General features: G+C 41.9%; 21 protein-coding genes and 1 pseudogene. 8 read left to right on the top strand and 14 right to left on the bottom strand.

The genetic code is table 11. The features are described from left to right. Positions 1 to 14: 14 nt before the first annotated feature. Positions 15 to 1,298 (top strand): deoxyguanosinetriphosphate triphosphohydrolase family protein, encoded by a 1,284-nt coding sequence (locus IWA51_RS04285; protein ID WP_198443363.1) that lies wholly within the window; start codon positions 15 to 17, stop codon positions 1,296 to 1,298. 40 nt (positions 1,299 to 1,338) lie between these two features. Further along, positions 1,339 to 1,779, top strand: coding sequence for a YkgJ family cysteine cluster protein (locus IWA51_RS04280; protein WP_198443362.1), 441 nt, complete (start codon positions 1,339 to 1,341; stop codon positions 1,777 to 1,779). Positions 1,780 to 1,926: 147 nt separating this feature from the next. On the opposite strand, the gene IWA51_RS04275 is transcribed toward IWA51_RS04280, so the two are convergent. The 5 genes from IWA51_RS04275 to IWA51_RS04255 all read right to left on the bottom strand — a co-directional run bounded on the left by IWA51_RS04275 (position 1,927) and on the right by IWA51_RS04255 (position 9,364). Further along, positions 1,927 to 2,658 carry an Lcl domain-containing protein gene (locus tag IWA51_RS04275; RefSeq protein ID WP_198443361.1) on the bottom strand — a complete coding sequence of 244 codons (732 nt, stop codon included), beginning with the start codon at positions 2,656 to 2,658 and terminating at the stop codon, positions 1,927 to 1,929. Between the two features lie 248 nt (positions 2,659 to 2,906). Then, on the bottom strand, positions 2,907 to 4,442 hold the full coding sequence (locus IWA51_RS04270; RefSeq protein WP_198443360.1) for an ATP-binding protein: 1,536 nt from the start codon (positions 4,440 to 4,442) through the stop codon (positions 2,907 to 2,909). Between the two features lie 370 nt (positions 4,443 to 4,812). Further along, the gene (tkt, locus tag IWA51_RS04265) at positions 4,813 to 6,783 is read right to left on the bottom strand and encodes a transketolase (RefSeq protein ID WP_177527347.1); all 1,971 of its coding nucleotides are present in this window, start codon (positions 6,781 to 6,783) and stop codon (positions 4,813 to 4,815) included. 380 nt (positions 6,784 to 7,163) lie between these two features. Next, complete coding sequence (locus IWA51_RS04260; protein WP_198443359.1) at positions 7,164 to 7,631, bottom strand: PTS sugar transporter subunit IIA; 468 nt, start codon at positions 7,629 to 7,631, stop codon at positions 7,164 to 7,166. Positions 7,632 to 7,879: 248 nt separating this feature from the next. Further along, positions 7,880 to 9,364 (bottom strand): hypothetical protein, encoded by a 1,485-nt coding sequence (locus tag IWA51_RS04255; RefSeq protein ID WP_198443358.1) that lies wholly within the window; start codon positions 9,362 to 9,364, stop codon positions 7,880 to 7,882. Between the two features lie 169 nt (positions 9,365 to 9,533). On the opposite strand from IWA51_RS04255, the gene rny reads away from it, so the two are divergent. After that, positions 9,534 to 11,057 carry a ribonuclease Y gene (gene rny / locus IWA51_RS04250; RefSeq protein ID WP_374047844.1) on the top strand — a complete coding sequence of 508 codons (1,524 nt, stop codon included), beginning with the start codon at positions 9,534 to 9,536 and terminating at the stop codon, positions 11,055 to 11,057. A gap of 131 nt (positions 11,058 to 11,188) precedes the next feature. Here the strand turns inward: rny and IWA51_RS04245 are convergent, their stop codons facing one another. Further along, positions 11,189 to 12,526 carry an ASKHA domain-containing protein gene (locus IWA51_RS04245; protein ID WP_198443357.1) on the bottom strand — a complete coding sequence of 446 codons (1,338 nt, stop codon included), beginning with the start codon at positions 12,524 to 12,526 and terminating at the stop codon, positions 11,189 to 11,191. An 80-nt stretch (positions 12,527 to 12,606) separates the two neighbouring features. Here IWA51_RS04245 and IWA51_RS04240 point away from each other — a divergent pair, with 80 nt between their 5' ends. Further along, positions 12,607 to 12,768 carry a hypothetical protein gene (locus IWA51_RS04240; protein ID WP_198443356.1) on the top strand — a complete coding sequence of 54 codons (162 nt, stop codon included), beginning with the start codon at positions 12,607 to 12,609 and terminating at the stop codon, positions 12,766 to 12,768. A 12-nt stretch (positions 12,769 to 12,780) separates the two neighbouring features. On the opposite strand, the gene IWA51_RS04235 is transcribed toward IWA51_RS04240, so the two are convergent. The 4 genes from IWA51_RS04235 to IWA51_RS04220 all read right to left on the bottom strand — a co-directional run bounded on the left by IWA51_RS04235 (position 12,781) and on the right by IWA51_RS04220 (position 16,903). Continuing rightward, positions 12,781 to 14,118 (bottom strand): pseudouridine synthase, encoded by a 1,338-nt coding sequence (locus IWA51_RS04235; RefSeq protein WP_198443355.1) that lies wholly within the window; start codon positions 14,116 to 14,118, stop codon positions 12,781 to 12,783. A gap of 76 nt (positions 14,119 to 14,194) precedes the next feature. Continuing rightward, positions 14,195 to 14,689: a hypothetical protein gene (locus IWA51_RS04230; protein WP_198443354.1), complete on the bottom strand. Its 495-nt coding sequence runs from the start codon at positions 14,687 to 14,689 to the stop codon at positions 14,195 to 14,197. A gap of 111 nt (positions 14,690 to 14,800) precedes the next feature. Then, positions 14,801 to 15,283 carry a hypothetical protein gene (locus IWA51_RS04225; protein ID WP_177527353.1) on the bottom strand — a complete coding sequence of 161 codons (483 nt, stop codon included), beginning with the start codon at positions 15,281 to 15,283 and terminating at the stop codon, positions 14,801 to 14,803. A gap of 18 nt (positions 15,284 to 15,301) precedes the next feature. Beyond that, positions 15,302 to 16,903, bottom strand: a complete 1,602-nt coding sequence (locus IWA51_RS04220) for a hypothetical protein (protein ID WP_198443353.1) — start codon at positions 16,901 to 16,903, stop codon at positions 15,302 to 15,304. Positions 16,904 to 17,139: 236 nt separating this feature from the next. Here IWA51_RS04220 and IWA51_RS04215 point away from each other — a divergent pair, with 236 nt between their 5' ends. The 3 genes from IWA51_RS04215 to IWA51_RS04205 are packed head-to-tail and all read left to right on the top strand — an operon-like array spanning position 17,140 to position 19,489. Beyond that, a complete protein-coding gene (locus IWA51_RS04215; RefSeq protein ID WP_198443352.1) occupies positions 17,140 to 17,991 on the top strand; it encodes an Mrp/NBP35 family ATP-binding protein in 852 nt (283 codons plus the stop codon). A gap of 8 nt (positions 17,992 to 17,999) precedes the next feature. After that, complete coding sequence (locus tag IWA51_RS04210) at positions 18,000 to 18,500, top strand: C-GCAxxG-C-C family protein (RefSeq protein WP_230402707.1); 501 nt, start codon at positions 18,000 to 18,002, stop codon at positions 18,498 to 18,500. Then, entirely contained in the window at positions 18,497 to 19,489 is a 993-nt protein-coding gene (locus IWA51_RS04205; protein ID WP_198443351.1) for a tRNA-dihydrouridine synthase family protein, read from the top strand. Before IWA51_RS04210 ends, IWA51_RS04205 begins: the two co-directional genes overlap by 4 nt. A 14-nt stretch (positions 19,490 to 19,503) precedes the next feature. On the opposite strand, the gene IWA51_RS04200 is transcribed toward IWA51_RS04205, so the two are convergent. From IWA51_RS04200 to IWA51_RS04185, 4 genes are all read right to left on the bottom strand, one after another. Beyond that, positions 19,504 to 20,376, bottom strand: a complete 873-nt coding sequence (locus IWA51_RS04200; protein WP_230402706.1) for a M23 family metallopeptidase — start codon at positions 20,374 to 20,376, stop codon at positions 19,504 to 19,506. 34 nt (positions 20,377 to 20,410) lie between these two features. Further along, positions 20,411 to 21,202: a 4-hydroxy-tetrahydrodipicolinate reductase gene (gene dapB / locus IWA51_RS04195; RefSeq protein ID WP_198443350.1), complete on the bottom strand. Its 792-nt coding sequence runs from the start codon at positions 21,200 to 21,202 to the stop codon at positions 20,411 to 20,413. A 17-nt stretch (positions 21,203 to 21,219) separates the two neighbouring features. After that, positions 21,220 to 22,545 carry an aspartate kinase gene (locus tag IWA51_RS04190; RefSeq protein ID WP_177527359.1) on the bottom strand — a complete coding sequence of 442 codons (1,326 nt, stop codon included), beginning with the start codon at positions 22,543 to 22,545 and terminating at the stop codon, positions 21,220 to 21,222. 79 nt (positions 22,546 to 22,624) lie between these two features. Next, positions 22,625 to 24,577: a ribonuclease catalytic domain-containing protein gene (locus IWA51_RS04185; protein ID WP_198443349.1), complete on the bottom strand. Its 1,953-nt coding sequence runs from the start codon at positions 24,575 to 24,577 to the stop codon at positions 22,625 to 22,627. Positions 24,578 to 24,921: 344 nt separating this feature from the next. Between IWA51_RS04185 and IWA51_RS12910 the strand changes: the two are divergent. Continuing rightward, a pseudogene (locus tag IWA51_RS12910) lies at positions 24,922 to 25,218 on the top strand (DUF4469 domain-containing protein); the annotation flags it as partial. Positions 25,219 to 25,489: the final 271 nt, after the last annotated feature.

Below are 25,489 nucleotides of genomic sequence, written 5' to 3'. Positions count from 1 at the left end.
GTTAATATCTTTGCATGAAAGATTCATTCATAAGCGTAAGAACCGACGAAAAAAATCCCGCATGGGAACAGTGCATAAAAAGAGAAAATTCCCTCTACAAAAGGGGAAACGAAATACGTTCAGAATTTGACCGTGATTATACGCGGCTTCTGCACTGCCAGGCCTACAGGCGCCTCAAGCACAAAACCCAGGTTTTCTTTGCACCGCAGAACGACCACATCTGCACAAGAATTGAACACGTCACACACGTAGCAAGCGTCAGTTCAACAATCTCGCGCTATCTGGGACTTAACCGCGAACTTACCGAAGCAATAGCAATAGGCCACGACATAGGTCACGCACCGTTCGGCCACACCGGAGAAGAAATACTCAACTCGCTCATTTCAAACCAAAAGGAAGGACTTAACGCACCAAAAAAATTCTGGCATGAAAGGAACAGCCTTTTCTTTGCAGACTTTATAGAAACGCTCCAGGATCCCGAAGGTAACGAAAAAAATCTTGACCTTACATACGCCGTGCGTGACGGTCTTGTATGCCACTGCGGAGAAATTGACCAGCAGGGAATATCCCCCAGAAAAGAAGCCATGGATTTGTATTCTATAAAGCGCCCCGGTTACGTACAGCCTTTTACCTGGGAAGGATGCGTCGTAAAAATAAGCGACAAAATTGCATTTCTGGGACGCGATCTTGAAGATGCACGCTCATACCATATAATAGACATGGCCTGTTACAGACAACTCAAGGAAATCGTAGCCGGAACACTGGGCTTTGGTCCCAACAAAAAACATTCCGACCACACAACAAGCGGGGTTCACCGTTCCGGACGCGCTGTAAACACAACCGTTCTTATAAACGACATGATTGTTGACCTTTGCGAAAAAAGTTCCCCCGAAACAGGAATTTCATTCAGCGAACCTTACTACAATTTTATAAGGGAACTCAAGAAATTCAGTTTTGCCTGCATTTACAACAACTGGCGCCTGGTTGAATTCAAACGCTATGCCCAGGAAATACTTGGCTGCATTTACAGAATGCTCATGGACGGCCAGATTTACGCCCAAAAGCGCCGCATGGAATACCACCTGCGTTATACCCCGACTTTATGCAGAACTTTTATAGACTGGCTTATAAAATATTCAAACTATGACGAAGCTAAGAAAAAAATTCTGCGTTACTGCACACCAAATGTTTTTGACATTGATGACCTTGAAAGCTATGAAAAATGCGTAATTGAATTCATAAGCGGAATGACCGACCAGTTTGCAATCGGTATTTTTCAGGAAATTCTGTCTTTTTGAATTCTGCGGAATAAATTCATACTGAATACGGGAATTGTTTATGGAAGAAAATGTATTTTATAAAAACGGGCTGGACTTTTCGTGCAGACAGTGTTCAAGATGCTGCCGTTTTGAAGGAGGAGCCGTTCTGTTAAGCCGTGAAGATTTGAATTCCCTCGCACAATGGGCACAGCTTACACCGGAACAATTTATAAAAGTGTACTGCCGCTTTCTTGAAGATGACAGCGGAACAAAATATTTGTGTCTGCGTGACAAAAACAAAAGCGACTGCATCTTTTGGAACAACGGCTGCGAAGCATATTCTGCGCGCCCTGCCCAGTGCAGAAGCTATCCATTTTGGACAAAAATTCTTTCTTCACAAAAAGCGTGGGACAACGAAAGCAATGTCTGCCCCGGAATAAACTGCGGCGAACATCACTGCAAAAATGAAATAGAAAAAGAACTTTCCGTCTACAAAAGCAGGATTCCCTTAACGGAATAAGATAAGGGGGGCTGTCTGCATCCTTTTTTTTACGAGTTTTAGCTTGCTAAAACTCGTAAAAAAAAAGGGGCTGTCTCGTACTTTTGAGACAACCCCAAATAAATAGTTAAATAGTTAAATCGCTTATGTTGCTAAGCAACAACGCTTTTAAAAGGCCCGCACACAACAAACATAATCAATGGCGAACTTGTAGTTGTCGTGGAGGATGCCATCGCCAAAGTCGAGGACCCACGCGTTGTAGCTGCTACTGCTCTGCGACGACGACCAATAGTACCTGTACCCAAACGTAGTTCCACCGCATTTAGAAAGTGATGTATTCAATATATCTTTATTTTTGTAAAGTTCACACAGTTCTGCAATAGACGGCATATACCAGCCTTCTGCAAATTCTCCGGTAATTCCGGCTGTTGCTGCATAGGTTGCAGCAAAATTGAATGCAGGATAATTTGTTTCAGCAGCTGCCGTTCCTTCAGGATCTATGCTTTTTACATATTCCCAGTTGTCGCTTCCGTCTTTGTCGCCTGTAATTGTTGCAATACTTCCATACCCAATTCCTGTTCTATCTGAATAAGCAATAATTCCGGTAAATTTTGTACTGTACCCTGTTGTATTTTCTGGTGCCCACATTAAAGAAGAACTGCTTTGCTTAAGACCAAGTCCGAACATTACGCCGTTTTCATTGAAACCTGCCACAACTGCCACCGGTGTTTTTCCTGATGTAAGTTCTGCGTCTTTTGAACTTGTTGTGCCGTCTGTGTAAATTATGTCGCCGACTGCAACGCTTCTCGGGTAATCATGAGGTTCTTCACAAACCGTCTTTCCCATTCCAAGTACAATCAGTGAAACTGCACATGCCAAAAACTTTGTAGAAATTTTCATTTTCTGCCTCCAATATTGTTCGTTTTTAAATAAAAAAAGGCACATTCCCATTCACATAAAGAATATGCCTTAAAAGTTTCTATTGAATTATTAAAAGAGACAGTTATTTCAGAACAGAACATGTCGCGCTGCATAATCTAACTCTCCTTTTTATTTTATTAAGATTAGTTTATCACATAACAAAAAATTTAACAACTTAAATTCAATTTTCTATAATCTTCCACTCACCTAACGTACGCTTTTCTGCATCAAAACTTACGCCCACTTTTACCAAGCTTTTTGTCATTGCCGTTTTTATCTTTTGTAACTGAATACGGAATCAGATATCCTTTTGAATCAATCTGTGCGAGTGCTTCTTCTACTGTTCCGTCAAGTTTGAATTCAAAAACATAAACTGCATTTTCTGTTTCTATAACCATATCACTTCGGCCGGCGGCTGAACATTCTTCTGTCTTGACAACATACGGTGTGCACAATCTTGCAATTAAATAGAATAAAGTTTTGTAATGATTTTCATCCTGCTTTTCTGCATTATACGGAATTGAAGACAAAAATGCTTTCATCTCTTTTAGGGCGTCTTCAAGACGGGATTCACGGAAAGCTCGTCCCAATTTCATAACAAAAATATCATTTTGACTTACAAGTTCTGTAGCGTAGTAAGGAAGTAAAGCTTTACAGAATCCGTCACGAACTTCATCATTAGGAAAACCTAAAACATATTCAGGTGAATCATATTTTTTTATTGTAAGATATCCACTCTGGTACAGCATTGGAACAGGGTCTGTCGCCGTTTCTGTCGGAGCGTCAAACATTTCAAGTGTTGCAGGAAATCCTTTGTCAAAACTTTCAGGATCCATATTATACTTTTTTATAAGACGCGTAAGAATTGTCGGTGTTCCTGTTGCAAACCAGAAGTTTTTTAATTCCTTTTTACTGAGTGCATTTATCAGACTGAACGGATTATAAATATCAGGTGACTTTTCTGTAAAATGATAGCCGTCATATTTTTGAGTAAGAGCTGCACAAGCTTGGTCGTAAGTCATATTGTTGTTATCTGCAAGCGCCTGGATTTCCGGCTTCATTTGAGAAAAAAGTTCTTCTTTTGTAATTCCACAGATTGAAGCATATTCATTATCCATCGTAATTACATTAAGATTATTCAATTCACTGAAAATACTCAGCTGACTGAATTTGCTGATTCCTGTCAAAAATACAAAACGCAGAATTCCGCCCATATCTTTCAGAGGACTGAACAACTTTCGCATTTCCTGTTTTAAAACGAGCTGAAGTTCGGGGTTATCCATTGTATCTAAAAGAGGTGCATCGTATTCGTCAACTAAAACTACAGGTTCTGTTTTTGTTTGTTCATAAGTGGATTTAAGGATTTTTTTAAAACGGCTGCCCCATTCATATTGGTTTGTATTTGTAATCTGATATTTTTCTTCAAACTCACCAAGCATATCATTCAAATAAATCTGAAGCGTTTTTAAATCTGTAAATTTTGTTCCTGCAAAACTCAAATGAAAAACAGGATATTGCTTCCATTCTTTTTCGAGTTTTTCGATTGCAAGTCCTTCAAAAAGTTCTTTCTTGCCTAAAAAATAATCACGCAAGGTTGAAATCAAAAGTGATTTTCCAAAACGACGCGGACGACTCAAAAAATAAACGCGGTCTGTATGTGTCATTTTGTAAACAATGTCTGTTTTGTCTACATAATAATAACCGTTTCTTCGTATCTGAGAAAAATCCTGTAACCCTATTGGAAAAAGTTTTAATTCTGCCATAAGTTTATTATATTATAAAAAAATACAGTTTTCAATGAAATAATTCAATATTAAGATATTTTGCAATAAATTCCGCATTACCGCTATACTGAATAAATCTGTCATTCTGAACTCGTTTCAAGATCTATTTTATAAAGTTAAAAAATCCTGTAGATTGAAGGAGGCCAGCCGACTGTATTTACTGTTGTTACACGCTGTCTGTTGTAATAGACAAAGGCGTACCGCCAGATAATCTGTTTTAATTCTTCAACTGACATTGCGGGGCTGTCTTAGAAGTTATCCAACACTTCATAAGGACAGCCTTTTTTTACGAGTTTTAGCTTGCTAAAAGTCGTAAAAAAAATGCTGCCCGTCGGGCAGCATTTTTTATTTATTTAGCCAGAAGTTCTGCAAGTTTTTCTGCAGTAAATCCGAGGTCTTCGGCAACCTTTGCTGCAGGTCCGGACTCACCGAATCTGTTTATTGTAAACAGATCAGACTTCTTTGCATATCCTTCCCAGCCCATGCTGCAACCGGCTTCTGCAACAACAACGCGTTTTGCACCGCCAATTACAGAATCGCGGTAAGAATCGCCCTGTGCTTCAAAGAGATTCTTGTCAAGAACAGAAACAACGCGAATCTTTTTTGAAGGAACAAGAGCTGCTGCCTTAAGGGACATCTCTACTTCTGAACCTGTTGCAAGAACAGTAATGTCAGGAGAAGAAGAACCTTCTGCAACAATATATGCACCCTTCTTTGCGGCAGTTTCGCGCCAGTTCTTGTCTGCTTTTTCATAAACAGTAAGAGCCTGTCTTGTAAATGCCATACAAACCGGATGATCCTTGCTTGCAACAGCCATTTCCCATGCTGTCTGTGACTCTTCTGCATCGCCCGGTCTCAAAACCTGAACGTTAGGAATACATCTGAGTGAAGCGAGGGACTCGATCGGCTGGTGTGTAGGTCCGTCTTCTCCTACATAAATTGAATCGTGTGTAAATACATAGATATTTGGCAGGCGGCTCAGAGCAGCAACACGAAGTGACGGTCTGAGATAATCGCAGAATACAAGGAATGTTGCACCGAATGAACGCAGACCTCCGTGAAGGTTTATTCCGCTCATTACCTGGCTCATTGCAAACTCGCGGATTCCGTACTCTATTGTGCGGCCCTTGCGGTTTGAAGCGCTGTATGTTCCGTCGTCATTCTTTACCTTTGTCTTGTTTGGTCCCTGAAGGTCTGCTGAACCGCCTACAAGCCACTCATAGCGGTCGGCCATGCAGTTAAGGCTCTTTCCGCTTGCGTCGCGTGTTGCAAGTTTGTCACCAACTTTGTATTCAGGGGCAGCGGCTGTTCCGGTTGGCTTCTGGTTCCAGTATTCGTCCCACTTTTTGGCAAGTTCAGGATTTTCTTTTGCCCAGCTGTCAAATTCCTTCTTCCAGTCGGCTTCTGCCTGTGCAAGCTCTTCCCTTCTCTTTGCAAAGAATTCGTATGCTTCAGGAACAACGTAGAACTGCTCGTTTTCGGGAAGACCGAGATTTCTCTTTGCTTCTGCGCATCCTTCTGCTCCAAGCGGTGCACCGTGAACATCTGCTGTACCCTGTTTGGGAGCGCCTTTTCCGATTACGGACTTGAGAATAATGAGAGACGGCTTCTGTGTTTCGGTCTTTGCGATTTTTACAAGGTCTGCAATTTCGCCAATGTTGTACATTGAACCGCGAAGAACCTGCCAGCCGTAGGACTCGTAGCGCTTTGCAATATCGTCAGTAAAAGTAATGTCTGTGTTACCGTCAATGGAAATTTTATTTTCGTCGTAGAAAGCAATGAGTTTTCCAAGGTGAAGGTTTCCAGCCAAAGATGATGCTTCGGAAGAAACACCCTCTTCAAGACAGCCTTCGCCTACAAGTGTATATGTATAGTGGTCTACAATAGTGTGCTTTGGTGTGTTAAAGCGTGCGGCAAGCATTGACTCGGCTATGGCCATTCCGACAGAAACAGCAATTCCCTGTCCGAGCGGGCCTGAAGTGCTTTCAACACCGTCAGTTTCGCCGTACTCGGGATGTCCCGGGCATTTTGAACCAACTTGGCGGAATGACTTGATATCGTCCATTGACACTTTGTATCCGGCAAGATGAAGAACGGAGTAAAGAAGCATGGAACCGTGTCCGGCAGAAAGAACAAAGCGGTCTCTGTCTACCCACTTTGAGTCGGCGGGATTGTGCTTCATGACATCACCGTAAAGAACGGCCGCAAGTTCTGCGGCTCCGAGAGGAAGACCGGGGTGTCCGGAATTCGCCTTCTGAATTGCATCCATCGAAAGACTGCGGATTGAAAGAGCAGCGGCCTCGATTCCCTTTTTGTCCATGTTATACTCCTATAAATGTTCATGAGTAAATCTTCAGATTTAGGAATGAACATTTACGTACATTCGCAACAAAGTGAGAATGTACAATTTTATTATAACGTTTGCCACGCAAACGTTGAGTAGATAAAAGCTGCACCATTTGTGCAGATTTTATCTTACACTCCTATAAATGTTCATGAGTAAATCTTCAGATTTAGGAATGAACATTTACATACATTCGCAACGAAGTGAGAATGTAAAGTTTATATTGACGTTTGCCACGCAAACGTTGGGTAGATAAAAGCTGCACCATTTGTGCAGATTTTATCTTACACTCCTATATAAATTGATATATATCAACTTTTTAATAATACTCTCTTTTATTATTTAAATCAACCGACTTAAAACCCACGTGAGCGTATCTCTTCGACAAGAACCTTTTTTGAAGGCTTTGACGAAAGAATTTTTCTGAAAGAAACGTCCCTGAAAAGTTTTGCCAGAGCAGAAAGGGTGTGTATATGTGACTGTGTTGAGTCAGACAGAAGAATAAACATTGCGTAAACGCTCAGTCCGTCGGGAGACTCCATTTCTACAGGAACTTTTGGAAAGCATACTATAATGCGTGCGTCATCGGTGTTTTTCAGCAGGGGTCTTCTGGGGTGTGGAATGGCAATACCGTTTCCTACGGCAGTACTCAGCACAAGTTCCCTCTGCACAAGTTCGTTTTTGAGCACCTGCGCGTCCAGTCCTTCGGGAAGTTTTGCAGAAGAACACACAAAATCATAGATTTCGGCAGCAGTACTTCCCCTGACGTCAGAAAAAACATCTCCCTTTTCCAGCAGCGAACTAACAGAAAAATCCCCGATCATAAAATACTCCTATAAATGTTCACTTTTATATAAAAAAGCCGACGACAACCGGCGGATTTTTTATCCACACTCCTATAAAAATATTTGAAGACTGTTTAAACAGCCGAAAATATTTTTACCGCGTTTTGTAACGAAGTGAAAAACGCAGTTCAATAAGAAAGTTTGCAACGCAAACTTTAAGATAAAAAACCCGACGCCAACCGGCGGATTTTTTATCCACACTCCTATAAAAATATTTGAAGACTGTTTCAAAAATGCTGTACAACCTTGAAGGAAGCAAGCCTGGCTTTTTCTATTGAAGCCATAACCGAATCTTCTATATCCTCAAAGTTCCACTCCATTCCGTCCAGCGAAAGAAGAAAAGCTTCTGCACCGGACTCTGCTTCGGCATCAAAGGCAATTGTCTCGATCATTCTCAAAAGATGCGAATATAACTGCGAAAGAATTACCAGATCCTGCTGGAAGGGAGTTTCTGCACCTGCACCATAGTAGTCTGCCTTCGTAACAAGCATGTTTATTTTTCCGAACAAAGACAGCGCTTTATGGCGTACAGGTCCCAAAACCTGATCAGAAAACCAGTTGTAAGCGGGCGAAATTATATCACCTCTACCCTTCAAATTCAAGGACAGGGCTCTTATATCTTCATCATCAAGCGTCACTTCACCCTGGCAGAGTGAATCAATTACATCAGACACAATATTTTTGCTTCTTGTAAAAAAACCGTCAGCAACATATTCGTCCATAACATAGTCCGGAACAGCAGCAAGCAGAAAATCCTTGAGCGGAAAAGCCGAAACAGATTTTGCATGTGCCCGGTATTCCGTAATATTCCATTTTCCGAAAGCCGGAACATCCTGGTCTTTGTACCACAGCCGCGTTTCGACCCCGTAATGCTGGAGGCCGACTTTTTTTGCATAGGTTGAAATATATTCCTCTATCGAACCGCAGTACGGAACGCAGAGTTTCTGGCGGTGCTCGAACATAACTTTTGTAAGCTGATCCTCTATTGTAGCCTGCGGACCAAAACGCTCAAAGCTTTCAAGAAGATATTTTTCCAAAAGCGCATACCAGCCCAGCCTCATTTCACCAATTTCTCCGCGGTCAAAATCGTTTACGGAAGTACGCGAAACGGCAATGTTTATTCTCCCGGCATCCCAGTCGGTTACGCAGCAAAGAATTCTGTCACCTTTTTTAAAACCGAACTTCTGCTTGAGGTAAGAAATGTCTATTCCGGTAAGTTTCACTTTTGCAGGAAGCTCAAAGTTTCTGTCCACCATGTCAAGATCAGCATTTGCAGGATCTGCCGAAATGTACTGCGGCGCGTATTCTTCACCGTACATGAGGAACATGTCTATGGCATCGTCGCTGTCAAATTCGGCTACTTTGCGACCGAGTTTTTTGTCACCGGCATAAAATGAAAACAAAGATGAAATCCTGTCTGAATCAACAAAAGGCATGCATCTTGAACCCGGAATAAAAACACCCTGTTCAAATTCACGTGCAGTGGGAAGTATACTGAATATTTCATGTGAAAAAGCACCTGCCCTGGTGATGTAGCGGCTGTTGTTGAGCGCAAGCACATTCGGATTTCCCTCAAGAAAATCTCTTGTATCGTCAAGAGTAGCGGGAATTCCAGATTCGTTAAGTATTTTTTTCATTCCCTTGAGTGTGAAAAGGCTGCAGTATGTCCGCAGGAATTTCATCGCAGAAATCTCTTTTTCAGTAACACGCATACACTTATATATTAATACTTTTTTTTCAAATAGCAAAGTACATGTAAATATTTAGTTAATTTTTTTGAACAATCGAACTATTTTCTATTTGACAATATTTTTTCTATATATTACTATATAACATTGAACTATTCCATTATAAAATAAGGAGAAAAATGTAATGTCACCCATGGTAATGTACATCATTCTCCCCGTTGCAGGAATTCTTCTTGGATGGACAATTCGCTGGATTTATGCCAGATTTCAACTTTCCGCCTCAGAACAGAAAGCTGAGCGCGTTAAACAGGATGCTATAAAAGAAGCCGAGGCTCAGAAAAAAGAGATTCTGCTTCAGGCAAAAGAACAACTCATTCAGGATCGAAACCAGCAGGAGCGGGAGAACCGTGAACGCCGTACCGAACTTCAGCGCTATGAAAGTCGTGTAAGCAAAAAAGAAGAACTCCTTGACCAGAGAAGTCAGGAATTCGACAAAAAAGACAAGGAAATTGCTGCAAGAATAATTGAAATGCAGAAGCGTGAAGATGCAATGGCTGTTCAGGAAGAAAGCCTTCGCTCTGAACTTGAACGCATTTCTGGTTTTACAGCAGAAGAAGCAAAGTCTCTCATTATCAAGAATCTTGAAAATGAAGCACGTCATGATGCCCAGGCTCTTCTTAACAAAGTTGACCAGGAAGCACAGCTCACTGCAGAAAAGAAAGCACAGGAAATTCTTATTACTGCAATCCAGAGAATCGCCACTGAAACCACAGGAGACATTACAGTTTCTACAGTGTCACTTCCGAGCGATGAAATGAAGGGAAGAATTATCGGCCGTGAGGGACGCAATATCCGCACCCTTGAAACCCTTACAGGTGTAGATATTATTATTGACGATACCCCGGAAGCGGTTGTAATAAGTTGCTTTGACCCGGTAAGAAAAGAGATTGCAAAGGTTTCGCTCGAAAGGCTTATTACCGACGGACGCATTCACCCGGCAAGAATCGAAGAAATCGTCCAGAAAGTAACACGCGAAATACAGCAGAAGATTTACGAAGAAGGCGAAAAGGCACTCTTTGATCTTGGAATCCACAACATGGGCCAGGACGGGGTACGCGCTATCGGACGCCTTTACTTCCGCACAAGTTACGGACAGAACGTTCTTACGCACTCAAAGGAAGTTGCAGAAATTGCAAGTCTTCTGGCTTCTGAAGTCGGGGCAAACAGGGAACTGGCCAAAAGAGCCGCACTTCTTCACGACATCGGTAAGGGTGCAGAAAACGACAGCGACCAGAACCACGCAGAAGTCGGTGCCGAAATGGCAAGAAAGATGGGTGAAGATGCCCGCGTAGTAAACGCAATTGCAGCCCACCACAACGACTGCGAGCCACAGACTATTGAAGCTGTTATCGTACAGATTGCAGATGCTATAAGTGCAGCACGCCCGGGTGCACGCCGCGAGACAGTTGACAATTATACCAACAGGCTCGAAAACCTTGAAGAAACTGCCAAAAAGTTCCCCGGTGTAGAACAGGCGTATGCCATTCAGGCTGGTCGCGAACTGCGCATTCTTGTCAACAACGAAAAAATTCCTGACGACCAGGTCAAGGAACTTGCAAAGCAGATAGCAAAACAGATCGAAACTGACCTTCGCTATCCCGGAAGAATCAAAATTACTATGATTAGGGAAACCCGCATCATAGAATATGCAAGATAAATAAGATAACGGAGATGTAGACATCCCCGTTATCTTAGCGAGTTTCAGTAAGCTAAAACTCGTAGATATTAAAGTAAAAAGAAGGCTGTCTCAGACTTGAGGCAGTCTTTTTTTTATCTTGTCTACCGAACTTAAACATCAAATTCCAAAGATTTTATATACACTTCCTGAAAATCATCCTGAACGGCAAGTTCCGTAAATTCTGCAATTGCAGCCAAATCAAGAATATGCTGTCTTTCTGTACTGCTCAAAAGAATCATCGCCGCGCCCGAAAGTGAGGCGTTACCGCAGGAAAGCGTACGTGACGAAAGAAAGCGCGGAATCATTCCGGTTGAGGCTGCATCCTGCGGTGAAAACGAACTGCCGAAGCCGCCGGCAAGATACAAATCTGCATCTGATGTAACCCCTGCTTTGTGTGAAAGAATTGTAAGTCCTGCCATAACTGCAGCCTTTGCAAGCTGAAAATTGCGTATATCCTGCTGCGTTAAACGCACACTGCCGCCGATGTTTATAAAATCGCTGCCATTTGCAATTGTTCCGTGGCAGTCAATTATTCCTGCCTTTAAAAATGCGCTTACAGCCGAAAGAACGCCTGTTCCGCAGATGGACTGTGCACTGCCGCCGCCTATAACCGAACAGCATATGTTGTTTTCTTTCATATATACACGCGAAACAGCACCTCCCTTTGCAGAAGAGCCGCAAGAAATCCCGTATCCTTCAAAAGCAGGGCCAGCCGCAGAAGATGCAAACAAAAGTTTTTGTGTCTTTGAGTTGTAGGCAGCCATCTCGCAGTTTGTTCCAACATCGGCAAGGAAAGCGTTTGTATCAGAAACCAGGCCGCATGACAGGGCTGAACACAATGCATCGCCGCCTATAAAGCCCGAAACTGCCGGTGCAAAAAAGACTTCGGCGCCACAGTCTTCAAGAGAAGTTCCGTTAAAGACATCATCAAAAGTCTTTCCAAAATATGATGGCGGCGTAAACGGAAAAGCACCCAGCGTCTGTACATCAAGGCCGGCGGCGAGACTTTGCATAACTGTATTGCCGGCGATTACAATTTTTTTTATCTGCGGCCGTCCCCTTCTTTGCGAAAGAAATGCCGGAGCAATTGTCATCAAGAGGGACTGCGCTATGGAAGCAAGCTGGCTTGAAACAACTGCATGAAGCTTCTGCAAACCGCCGGATGCCGCAAAAGAGATTCTTGAAATGCAGTCGGCACCGAACGGAACCTGGGCATTTGTCTCGCCCTTTTGAGCAAGGAGCATTCCGTCCTGCAGGGAAAAGGCAGCAGCCGCAATAGTGGTTGTTCCCAAATCAAAGGCAATGCCTATGTCACAGGAAGAACCGCCGGATTCAGCCTTAAAAGAATGAGGCAGAATTGTTGAAAGACATACGTTTTGGGAAGAGAAAGTCTTTAGTTCATCAGGTCCTGCACAAAGCCCGCACCGTCGGCATACTTTGCATAACATCACAAGATTCTATAATTTATTCAAAAAACTGTAAACAATACAATAGAAAGGAGTGTAAGGGCAAACCTTTCTATTATACAATGGTTCCAACAGGAAAAACTGCATTTACATATATTTCAAAAATTTCAAGCCAGACAAATCTTCTTGCAATGAATGCAGCAATTGAAGCAGGTTCTTGCAGAAACTTCGGCAAAGCAGACAAAAGATATAAATGCCTGGTAGAATCTTACAAAACAGAATAGCATCTCTCTTAGTCAAAACCCGCTTTCCAGTTGAAATTCCATGCGGCGGCCGTCTGTCGGGTGGTCAAAAGCCAGGTAGCGCGCGTGGAGCATAAGACGTTCCCCTTCTTCACACTTACCGTAAAGCGTGTCTCCTACAATCGGAATGCCGAACCCGTGCGGGTCTGCAGATGCAAGCCTTAACTGATGCGTTCGTCCCGTCTGAGGCTTGAATAAAACTCTTGTTACATTTCTTACGCTGCCATCAGGTGCAGTATAACGTTCAACATCAAGAATCTTCCAGGAAGTAACGGCTTTTTTTCCGTAAACGTCGTCCCAAATCTGGTGCGGTCTGTTGTCTATGTCAAGCCTGAAGAACAGTGTCATTGTTCCTTCTTCGGGTATTCCTTTTTTTGCAAGAACACCGTCCAGAAGAGCCACGTATTCTTTTTTTACAGTTCCTTCCTGAAACTGGCGGCTTAAGTTGCGGTGGGCTTCGGCATCAAAGGCCAGTACCATAAGACCGCTTGTTTCCATATCAAGACGGTGAACAGAAGGCTGCTGTATGCAGTTGGGAAAAAGCCGTTTTAATCTTGACGTTATGCAGTCCTGTTTGTCTTCGCCGCGGCCGGGAATACTCAGCAGCCCGCTCTGCTTGTCTACAACAATTATTCTGTCGTCGCGGTAAATTATTTTTAAACCGAGCATTGCAGGAAGAAGTATTGCGCAGCGGGAATCACACGGCGGGCAGGGAACAGAATTTGCGTTCTGTAAACCGGGATTATAAAAGACTTCGCACATGCTCTGTACAACCAGATTGTGTGAATATGCGTAGTCCAGAAGTTTTGGGGCACAGCAGTCTCCTGTTCCGGTCGGAGCAAGGGAGTCGTTGTTGTATTGGGCACATATTTCTTTAAGCGTGCGTATTTTTTTGTCTGCGCAGTGAAAGCGGTAAAGGACGTTTACTTTTTTTAAAGAAGCAGAAGTCAGTAAAGTGCGCTGCTGTGACATCTGTAAATAAGGGCGGCCGTTTTTTTTGGCTTCATTGATGCATTCCGTAAGTGAATGTATTTGTGCATCATTTTCTGAGAGGGCTGCGGCAATGTCTTTAGGAGAAACTATCGGCGGAACAAAAACCATGTCCGTAATGCCGCCTCTGTCCAGAACATACGCCGAACCCGAAACTGTATACGCATATACTTCGCTACCGTCAGAATCGGTGCATTTAACAGCGCCAAGCATAACGCCCTGCCCTTCACGTTCCGCGCTTAATTTTGAAACGCGTACAAGCTTTGAGACACCAGAGTCGAGTTCGGAACATAATTTTTTGCAGATTAAAAAAGCACTCTCCTGGTCAAATGGTGCAAACATAACAGAAAGATTTTATTTTATTTTTTTATCTCTTTCAATGGGAGAAAGCATCCAAAACGATACCAGCCGCCCGCCCTTAATTTACATCGGAAGCAGAAGAAAGATAAACTGTCGTTTCAAAAGACTTATTATTGAATTTATTCAGATATAATCTCTTTGTTTCGTATTCCGGTTTATAATATTCTGTTTCCCGGTCATTTACTACGATATAGAAATCTGTTTTCCCGGAACTTTCAATTTGGGCTTTCACTGTTTCCAGAGTTTCCAGATTTTTACATGCATATTCATTTATCTCTGGAGTATAAGAACCTTTTGTAATATAGATAAATAATAATTGCGCTTTATTGTATTCATCCGTAACATTATACGCTAATATACTGTCGGAGACAGATTCATTATGTATAGAAACACATACCTTTTCTAGGGGCGTGTTTAATTCCGACTCTGAAAATACTGATAAAGATAAAGGAATGCAAAGTACATAATTTCCAAGAACTTCCGGAGGATCGCATGAAAAAAAAGAAAAACAAATGAATATGATTAAAAAAAAAGTTAAAAATTTATTTTTCAATTTCTAAAACTCCTAATATGAAATATTATTTCCATTCACCTTTAAGTTAATTATAACATATTATTTTTAAAATACAAGAGAAAAGTAGAAATTTCGCCAGCCCACATAATTTTATTCAGTTTTTTTCGATTTGGGTAATAGATAAACTGTCTTTTCAAAAAATCTATCATCATCGAATTCATTAAGATACAATATCTCTGTTTCGTATTTCGGATTATAATATTCTGTTTCCTTGTCATTTACTACGATATAGAAATCTGTTTCCCCGGTACTTTCAATTTGGGCATCAATAGGGGAAAGATCTTCGCACCGGTATTCAGCTTCTGTTAAGTACCTATATTTTCCATTAATATCCGGAACTTCTACAAAAACAATAAAGCCTACTCCTTTACAATTTGTTTCATCATGTGCAAGCACTTTATTTGACAATGAATCATTTCTCAAATTTACATACACATTACTGGCAGGCTGTTCATCATTTTCCAAACAGATAACTGGAAACGTTATACGCTTGAAGAATGCTTCCGCAGGGTCGCATGAAAAAAAAGAAAATGCAAATAAGCACAGTCCAACAAAAAAGATTTTTTTATTCATATTTTAAAACACTCCTTTTTAATACTCTATTTCATTTCCATAGGGAATATAATAGGATTTGAATGTATTTACTATGGTCGTTTTTCTTGTCGGGTAAATACGTAAAAGAATTTTATAAAAATCATTAAAAGTTGTTATATCATATTTATCTATCAAAAGAATAATATCGGTAGCAGAACAAACATTTTGATATATCAAATTCTTAAATACACCTTGATTTACATAAATATTCAACCTGTTAATATCTCTAGCTGTTAAACCTAAATTTGCCTTTTTGCCAAAAGGTCCTTTAGACAATCCGTTATACGAATACCATTCCGCCAGATTCTCTGTAAAACAAACGTATTTGTTCGAAAAATCATAACCTGTTGGATATTTTTTTTCAAAATCTGCATTTGAAAAAATAGCATTTACAAGATCTACACTTATATTTGAAAGCGTGCTTCCAATCTCTGAAAAGATTACAGAATTCCAAAAGTTATTTTTGTTTTCACAGTAAACATTGTGAAGATAATGAGTATATTCATGGTGCAGAGTACATAAATTATTATAAGATGCCCTGCTGCAGTTTGAAAGGAAAATATCAGGCAGTTTTATTCCCAGCAAATATTGAAAACACGGTGCTGACGAAATTCCGTTTCCTGCCTGCGTTGTCCAGACTCTTGCCTGCGGAATGCGTCCATGTGTTTTGGTTTCTTCGTTGTATCTTGTAAGCAGTTCATTGCAAACAGCCATCTTTGTTTTTGCATATCCCGAATCGGCTTTTATCGTTACATTCGTAAGTTTTGACGGCCAGTCAACTTTTAATAAAGTAGAAGCTGTTATATTAAGAACATTTGACAGTGTACAGGCACTGTTTTCGTAATTCGCATAAATCCAGCAAAGGCCCCAACAGTTGCGTTTGCTTCCCAAAGAAAAATTGCCGTTTATATCCGTATTGCTTTTATAGTTTCCTTCACGGCTGATCTTAAGACCGTAGGCAGGAAGTTCACAACCTTCAATATTGTAATAAACCTTACCTCGGATTGAATATTTTGAAAAAACTTTTGAAAAAATCCATCTTGCAGATTCTACAGATTCTTCATCCGAAGTTTCAAGAACTTCTTCTTCGGGCATTGAAAACTCTTCTATAACTTCAAGATTCTCGAGAAGTTCTTTATAGTTTTCAACATTTTCTTTTGTGTCAATATAATAATACTTGATTCCAAGATTCAGCAAATCGTCGGGATTATAATTTTCTATTTGCCCGCTAACGTCTTTTTTAAATACTATGGTGTCAGCATCACAGGTCTGAATAATTTCTTTGTTCATTTCTGCAGGATTCAGATAACCGAATGTATCATTTACAAGCATAACAGAATCGGCGGATGTTGGACAGACTGAAAAATAAGCCATTTCAATCATATTTTCTTCAGGTACTGCAGCTGCTCTTGCCTGAGATGTATACAGACTGGAGAAAGAAAACTCTTTTCCATAAATCATTTCATCGCCGATCACTACTTCGCAATCTGCGGGTGTATCAGTTTCTTCTGTCAAATCAAATGGATTCTTACATGAAAACAGGAAAAAAACTGCAGAAAGACAAAAGACTACTTTTAACTTAAGTGAAATTACATTCATATTTCTAAAACTCCTATCAACTTTAAGTTAATTATAACATATTATTTTTAAAATACAAGAGAAAAGTAGAAATTTCGCCAGCCCGCCCTTAATTTACATCGGAAGGAGCAGAAAGATAAACTTTCTTTTCAATCGGTTTTCACATAGCTTCCCGCATTGCCGTTTGTGCTCAAATTTACTATATTATAAGGGGTTGCATTGCAGTCGTTAAACAAATCATTTTTAGAGGTTAAGATATGTCAGAAAACTGTAGCGGAGAATGTTCAGAGTGCTCCAAAAGTTGTGAAAAGCGCGATCTTCATGAAAAACTTCACGAAGGTTCAAAAGTAAAGAAAGTAATCGGAATTGTAAGCGGAAAAGGTGGCGTCGGAAAATCACTTGTAACAAGCCTTCTGGCCTGTAAAATTTCTCGCGACGGCTTAAAGGCTGCAATTCTTGATGCAGATATCACAGGCCCTTCAATTCCTACGGCATTCGGTCTTGGTGAAGAAAAAGCCGAAAGTGCAACAATGACACTTAAAGACGGAAAAGCCGGCCAGTATATAAAACCGGTAAAAAGCAAGGGCGGAATTCAGATTATGTCAATGAATTTCCTTCTTCCCGAGGAAACAACACCAGTTATCTGGAGGGGACCTGTAATTTCGGGAGCGGTACGCCAGTTCTGGACAGATGTTGTCTGGGAAGACGTAGACTGCATGTTCGTTGACTGCCCGCCGGGAACAGGAGATGTTCCGCTTACCGTATTCCAGTCAATTCCCGTAGACGGAATCATTGTTGTGGCATCCCCGCAGCAGCTTGTACGCGTCATTGTAGAAAAAGCCGTAAACATGGCAAACATGATGAATGTTCCGGTTCTGGGTCTTATAGAAAACATGAGTTACGTAAAGTGTCCCGACTGCGGAAGAGAAATGAAAATCTTTGGTGAAAGCAACATCGAAGGAATTGCAAAAGACTTTAATCTTAAAGTACTTGCACGCATTCCTATTGAACAGAAAATGTCGGTAACCGTAGACAACGGCGAAATAGAAATACTTGATGAAGGCTACATTGACGAAGCAGCACATGCTGTAGAAGCTTTGAACGCATAGGAAAAATTATGACGGCAGAAGAAGCAGCACAGAAAGCTGAACAGAACTTCAAGGAAGGTTTTAACTGCGCACAGTCAGTCTTGTGCACCTTCAGCAGCGAAATAGGACTGTCACAGGAAACTGCCCTTAAAACAGCCCAGCCTTTTGGCGGTGGAGTCTGCCGCATGAGAGAAATCTGCGGAACAGTTACAGGGATGCTTATGACTTTAGGCTTTCTGGAAGGAAGTGCAGACCCGAAAGACAAAGATTCAAAGGACAGAATCTACAAAACAGGGCAGCTTCTTATGCAAAAGTTTAAGGAACAGAACGGCTCTTTTATATGCCGCGAACTTCTTGGACTTGCCCCGATGGGTGAATCGCAGAAATACCTTGCTTCAAACACTGTAGCAGGAAGTGCTTCTTCTCCTGTTTCTGAGGAACGCACCGGCGAATATTACAAAAAGCGCCCCTGCGCCAAACTCTGCGGTGATGCTGCCCGTATACTTGCCGAATATCTTGCTGCAAAATGAAACGCTTTATCTGCGCACCAATGGCAACGCTCAGTCATGAAGCCTTCCGAAGAACCGTAGAAAAATTCGGTGGCTGTGACGAATATTTTACAGAAATGATAAACGCCACATCTCTTGCCACAATGGGGCCGTTTGAAAAATACTATCTTCTTAACGGACCTGTTCCCGAAAAAATTGTCTGGCAACTTACCGGATGGGATGCAGAATCCCTTGCAAAAGCCGCTTCCATTGTCTGTTCATACGGCGGAACAGGCGTTGACCTTAACATGGGATGCTCGGCCCCGCAGATATACAAAACAGGAGCCGGAATAGCGTGGATGCTTAAACCTCTGGAAGAAACAGCCCTTGCAGTAAGAAAAGTAAAAAATGCGCTGGACAGTTACGAAAAGCAGACAGAAAAGCACATGCGCCTGAGCGTAAAATGCCGACTTGGTCCCGAAGATTTTACCGAAAAATCACTTTTTGACTTTACAGACATGCTTGTTTCAGAAGGCGTCGAAGCAATTACACTTCATGCGCGTACAATAAAAGAAAAATACCGCGGTCTTCCAAAATACGCATACGTACAAAAACTTGCCCTGCGCTACAAAGATAAAATTCCAATTTTTCTGAATGGTGAAATAAAAGACAAAAACAGCCTTGCCGTTGCTCAAAATGCCGCACCGGATGCAGAAGGTTTTATGATTGCAAGGGCAGCCGCAAGAAAGCCATGGATTTTTGACGAACTTAAAAATATTCAGAATGAAGGAAAACGAACCGCAGACAGAATGCAGGTTGCGCTCGATTTCATAGACAATGTTGTAAAGTTCCAGCCGCCGGAATTTCACAAAACACGTATACAGAGGTTCTTCAACTACTACTGCGAACAGTTTTCATTCGGCCATTATTTTCAGACCAGAATGCTCAACTACAAATCGCCCGAAGAAAGTATTCTTGAAGTAAAAGATTATTTTTCAAAAGAAAGCGGCGACAGATATTTAACCTACTGACTCTTTTGCAAAAATTATCCCCTGGGTGCCTTTGCGGGATCTATTGGATTTGATTTCTGAAATACCATAAGACAGATTTGCGAAGTTCCCTTTATGCTGTCTGTTCCGGCTGTACCAAGAGCGTCACCGAACACAACATAGTCACCGCGCTTTACTTTGATTGTACCAAGCCCCGAATATGCATATATATGACCCGTCTTTGACTGAACAAAAACGACCTGTCCGTAACCGCGGTAGTTTCCTACATACATTACGGTTCCTGCGCGGATTACGGTGACAGTTTCGTTACGTGCTGCACTAAGCTGAACACCGCTGACCTTTCCTTTCATGTATGTTACCTGCGGATTTTTAACAGGCCAGACCAGAGATGAGTCTCCTTTTTTTGCAGAATAAACACGCGGATCATTTGTCGTAAGGTCGGGAAGATTTACGTTTGTAGTATCAACAATTGTAACCGGAATCTTGAGTTTCTGTCCGGCTTTAAGAATGCTGTCATTGTCAAGATTATTAAGCGCCTTGAGTTCGTCTACGGTAATTCCGTTTATTTTGGCTATTCTGTAAAAAGTGTCACCTTTCTGAACAGTGTATGTGTCAAACTTGCGCTCGGTTTTTGCCGGCACCGTTGTTTTTTTTGAAAGATTATCTGTTTTTTTCTGTGGAACAGCAAGTTTCTGCCCTACTTTTATGACTGAATTTTTTGTCATGGAATTGGCAGCACAAAGTTCATCAACTGTAATTCCGTAAATGCGGCTTATGGCATACAAAGTCTCACCTTTTTTGACTTCATGAAACTGCGTCTGTGAAAACACCGGTGCAAAAAAAGTGAGAACTGCAAAAACTGCTATTATTAATTTTCTGTTTATCATGCTCAAAAAGGACGTACTCATACCCTTCAATTTTCGGCATGATAACAGAAAAAGTTTAGAACATTCCAGGGAAAACATCTGACATTGAATACAATGCGCCGCTTGAAAGCTCACCGGAATCGAGCATGCGCTTAAGGTTTTCAAGTGCATGAACGGCTCCCGAAGCAAACCCCTGGCGGCTTCTTGCAGTATGTGTCAGTTCAATTGTATCTGCCGCGCTGTCAAAAAACACGGTGTGTGTTCCCGGAACATGGCCACATCTTGTAGAAGAAACGTGCAGCTGTTCAGGTGACGGGCGCGAATGGAATGCATCTGTTACCATGGAAGTTTTGCGCGGGTTTCCGGCCATTACGCGGCGGGCAATATCGAGTGCTGTTCCGGAAGGACTGTCTGCTTTCTGATTGTGGTGCATTTCCCAAACGGCGCTGTCGTATTCGTCAAAGTTAGAAACCAGACGCGATGCTTCTTCTACTATTTTATAGAAGAGATTTACACCAATAGAAAAGTTTGCGCTGTGCATTACGGTACCGCCGGTTTTTGCAGCAAGTTCAGCGACTTCTTTTTCACAATCTGTCCAGCCTGTTGTTCCTACTACAAGAGGAAGGCCGAGTGGAACAAGAGCGCGAATATTTTCCATTACCGAAGAAGGATGTGTAAATTCTATTACACCTTCTGCGCCGCTTTCTTTTACTGCTCGTGCCACAGCAGCACCGTCACCTGCACTAACTTTTACACTTGCATCTGGAGCAAAAACATCTATTGTTGCAACAACTTCATCACCAAGAGACAATGCGGTAGATTCAAGCATGTGTCCCATTTTTCCGTATCCGACAAGAGCAATTTTCATTTTATTCCACCGTTAAATTATTTGAACAAAGCTGAATGAAGAATGCGCACAGTGTCATCGGCCTGGGTCTGTTCAACAAGGAAACTTATGTTTACCTTACTTGCGCCCTGGCTTATCATCTGTACGTTGATTCCGTTTTTGGAAAGAGAGGCAAATGCATCTGCAAGAATAAAACTTGAACGCGATGCATCACAGATAACAGTCACAATTGCTTTTGAATTCTTTACGTTGACTTCTGCAACTCTTGAAAGATCGGCAATTACTCCGTCAAGAGGAGTTTTTCCGTTTACAGTAAGGCTTACAGAAACTTCTGATGTTGCAATTACATCAATGCTTATGTTCCACTTGAGAAACTGGTTGAATATGTGTGCAAGAAAACCTGCGGCACCGAGCATTCTGCTGGACTGAATGTCAATAAGCGAAACATTTTTTACGCTGGTAATTGCAGTAACCAGAGGACGCTCGCCGGAATGTTTTTCTACAATTATACTTCCCGGACTTTTTATATTGTAACTGTTTTTTACGCGTACCGGAGTTCCTGTTTTGCGGCACGGAATCATACTGCGCGGGTGAAGTACCTGAGCTCCAAACATGGCAAGTTCCTGAGCTTCTTCGTATGTAACTTCGGGAACAGGATGTGCTTCTTTTACAACGCGCGGATCGGCTGTCATAATGCCGTCAACATCTTTCCATGTCTGAATCTCGTCTGCCTTAAGAGCCGCGCCGATCATTGTTGCGCTAAGGTCACTTCCGCCACGGCCGAGTGTTGTAATTATTCCGTTTTTGTCTTTTGCAATGAATCCTGTTACGATGGGAATCTCGGGTGAAGAGCCGCTTTTGTAGGAATCGAACGCTTTGGGAATTGTGTCCCAGACTTCATCCAAAAGTTCTGCAGACATGTAATTTGAATCACTTACCATGCCAATGTCCCACGCATCGTAGAACTTAGCCGGAACACCGCTCTTTTCAAGAAAGGCAGCCATCATTCTTACGGACATGCGCTCACCGAACGAAACCAGATAGTCGCGCGTGCGTTTTGTAAGTTCGTGAAGCATGCTTATTCCGGTAAGAAGGGTTCCGAGTTCACCCAAAAGCTCTTTTATTGCCGGAACATCTATTCCAAGTTCGCGGGCTGTATCATAATGAAGGGTCTCGATTTTTTTAATATCAACACGCCCTTTGACAGCTTCATCTGCTGCTTCAAGAAGGTGGTCTGTCGTGTCTCCCATTGCACTCAAAACAACAACGGGACGTTCATTTTTATACGCCTGAATAATTGACGCTACGTGGCGGATTCTTTCCGCATTGGCGACGGAACTTCCGCCGAACTTCATTACTATCATAATGCGCTATTATAGCAAAATGCAAAAATATTCTCAATATGCGCAATATATTGCATACGTATGCTTTTTGCTAACAGAATCAAACAGGAATAAAGTCCACGGTAAGTTCGGGAAGATTTATATTTGCAGCTTTTACCTTAACGGACTGGTTGAGTTCAACTTCGGAATTGGGCGTAAAATAAGTTTCCATTCCAAGCGACGGTATTGAAAACTGCGGTTGTTTGAGTCCTTTGTCCACACAGATTGCATCTCCTGTCCAGTCGGGATTCTGAAGAAGGTAAACCAGCGTCCAGTGCGTGTTGCTTTTGCGTTCGGCCTTGTGTGCGGCCTGTGAACCGGCGTCTCCTTCGCTTATTCTCATGAGCATGGTGTCTTTGTCCAAAAGTTTACGGCCGTCAATAAATGCCCTTAACTGCATGTGCGCGATAAGATCACTGTAGCGGCGCAAAGGGCTTGTAACCTGACTGTACATTCCAAGTCCCAAACCTGAATGAACACCCGGAGTAACACCGACCGAACGTCTTCTCATGCAGCGTCGCAATCTGAACTGACCGGCAAGCCCTTCGGGAATATCATCGGGAATAGTGGGAGCTTCCTGACTTACGTACGGGAAAGGAATTGAATTTTTGAAAGCAAAACGCGCAGCCCCTTCGCCTGCAAGAAGCATCATCTCGCGCACCATCTCGGAACTCTGCGGGTGTACTTCATTCTGAATGGAAACCTGTTTTGTTTCGGGGTCTACTGTTATGTGAACTTCGGGAAGGCTTATCTGAACAGCGCCGGCCTTGTTGCGCCTGTGTATATTGCGTTCTGCTATTTTGAACAGCGGTGCAAGTTCAGGAGTATCCTTGAGTTCGTCTGCCTGTTCGTAAGTAAGGCGTTTTACATCTACAATTGTTTTTAAAACAGAACAGTCAGCCACGGCGCCGGACTCATCAAGCAATATTCTGAACGAAAGTGCGCGGCTTATTTCATTGAGTCCCAGCGCATAGTCAGAAAGTGAATCTTCGCACAGCATTCTGGATGCACCTTCAGGAATATAAAGCGTTGAACCTCTTGCACGGGCTGCATCATCAATTGAACTTCCGGGCATTACAGTAGAAGCGGGGTCTGCTATGTGAACCCAAAGATATGTTCCGTCAAAGGCAACGGCATCATCTGGATCTGCTGACCACGCATTGTCTATTGCATACGAAACTCCAGGAACAGTTACACGCTCTTCATCTTTTGGAGGTGAAGCAAGCCCTTCTTTTGCGGACTGCATTGAAAGGCCCCATCTTAACGGATAAGGATTTCTTGTGATTGGCCAGATTCCTGTTTCCAAAAGAATTTTGTGTGCGTTCTCGGGTGTTTCCTTAAAATGCGCGTCGTGCATGGTGCGGCTTTTGTCTGTTTTGCCAAGAGCCAGTGCTTCTACATCGACCATGTAGCGTGCGTCATCGGGAAGATCCAGTTTGCGTGACTTGAGTCTTGAAATAAAAGCTGCGCGAATTTCACCTTCACGACTTTTTTCGTCGGCACGGCGCATAAGTTCGTCAATTTCTGACTGCGGGCGCGGAACAAATTCAAGTTTGCCGTCCATCTGCGCCTTAAGGCTCTGGTTAAAATATACTGTATTTTTTAATGCGCAATATGCTGCCCACGCTTCGTCTGCATGAAAAGTCCCGCGGAACAAAGACACCAGTTCTTCAAACCCCATTGGAGCAGCGGCAGTTTCTTCATCTGAAACAAGAAGTTCGTAACATTCCTTAAGCTGAACTGCCATAGCATTTTTGGGCTGGGCGTCATACATGTCGTCTGCAGAAGGTGCATTTGTGTCTGCAAAGGAAAGTGCATTTTCCAAAGAGGACACGGGCGTTTCTGACAGAACAAGAAAATCTTTATTTCTTACACTCTGCGTTCCGTATACGGCACTTTTTGTCTGGGTAGCCGGCGCTGTTCTGAATCTTACAGGAAATTTTCCGCTGACACATTCACCGGTAATTGCAGCAGCCGCATTTTTATATAGTACAAGAGAATTATTTACAAGCATTGTTTCCCCACTTTTTATTGCATTATTGTAGCGGAAAATGGACGGGTAAACAATATGCCGGTGGGGAAATTAATTTTTCTGCAAAGTACCGCTTGTTGTTATGGAGCAGCCGTGTTAATTTGGAGTTATAATCAAAAGTTGTGGATTGCCTAATATGGCATGAATAGAAAAAGAGGTTTGAATCGGTTAAAATGTTTTTACCACAAAACCCCTCAAATTTGAACTATAATTCTGTCTGTGTTCTCGAAGTCTGCCCTATCGGCAAAAATCTCGCAGGATATTACTTTAAGTTAGATCGGGTTAGCAAATGAAAGTATAATCAATAATGGCGCACAGGAGGTGCTGCTAAAGTAACTGGTGCAAAATTAAAAATTGGTACAGACGAACTTTGCGGAATCTATTTTGCTCCTTGTGATGAAAATGAAGAAATTACCGTAGATGAATCAACTTGGACAAAACTAGAAAGTGCTGCAATCTTCAGAAACCTTCCGGCTGAATTAAATATTTTAGTTCCAACTTCTTTAGAAACAACAAAAAAATACAGAATCGTAATACGCACAAATTACATTTCAAAAAAACAAAAAAGAAAAGAAATTGTTGAAACAATAAGTAACATTTTTTCAGTTAAAGCAGCTGAATAGTAAAAACAGGTAAATACCGTTCCGGCAGAGAAAAAAAATATTCTTTGCCGGATTTAACTACTGCAGTTCTTGAAGAAGAAACCACTGCGGTGATTGATCCTGTCATTTCTGCGAGTTTTGTAAAAACTCGATAAGCAACGAAGTTGCGACTTGAGGCTCTCAAAAACATAAAAAAACATAAAAAATTTCAAAATTTCTAAACTTTTTCTCCAAAACATTGCCGAAAAAACATTTTATTATCTATATATATAATGTAGAAAAAAATTAAAAA

This window comes from Treponema peruense, from assembly GCF_016117655.1.
GTDB lineage: Bacteria > Spirochaetota > Spirochaetia > Treponematales > Treponemataceae > Treponema_D > Treponema_D peruense.
The sequence above is the reverse complement of the archived record's forward strand: the minus strand, read 5'-3'. Positions and strand labels throughout refer to the sequence as shown.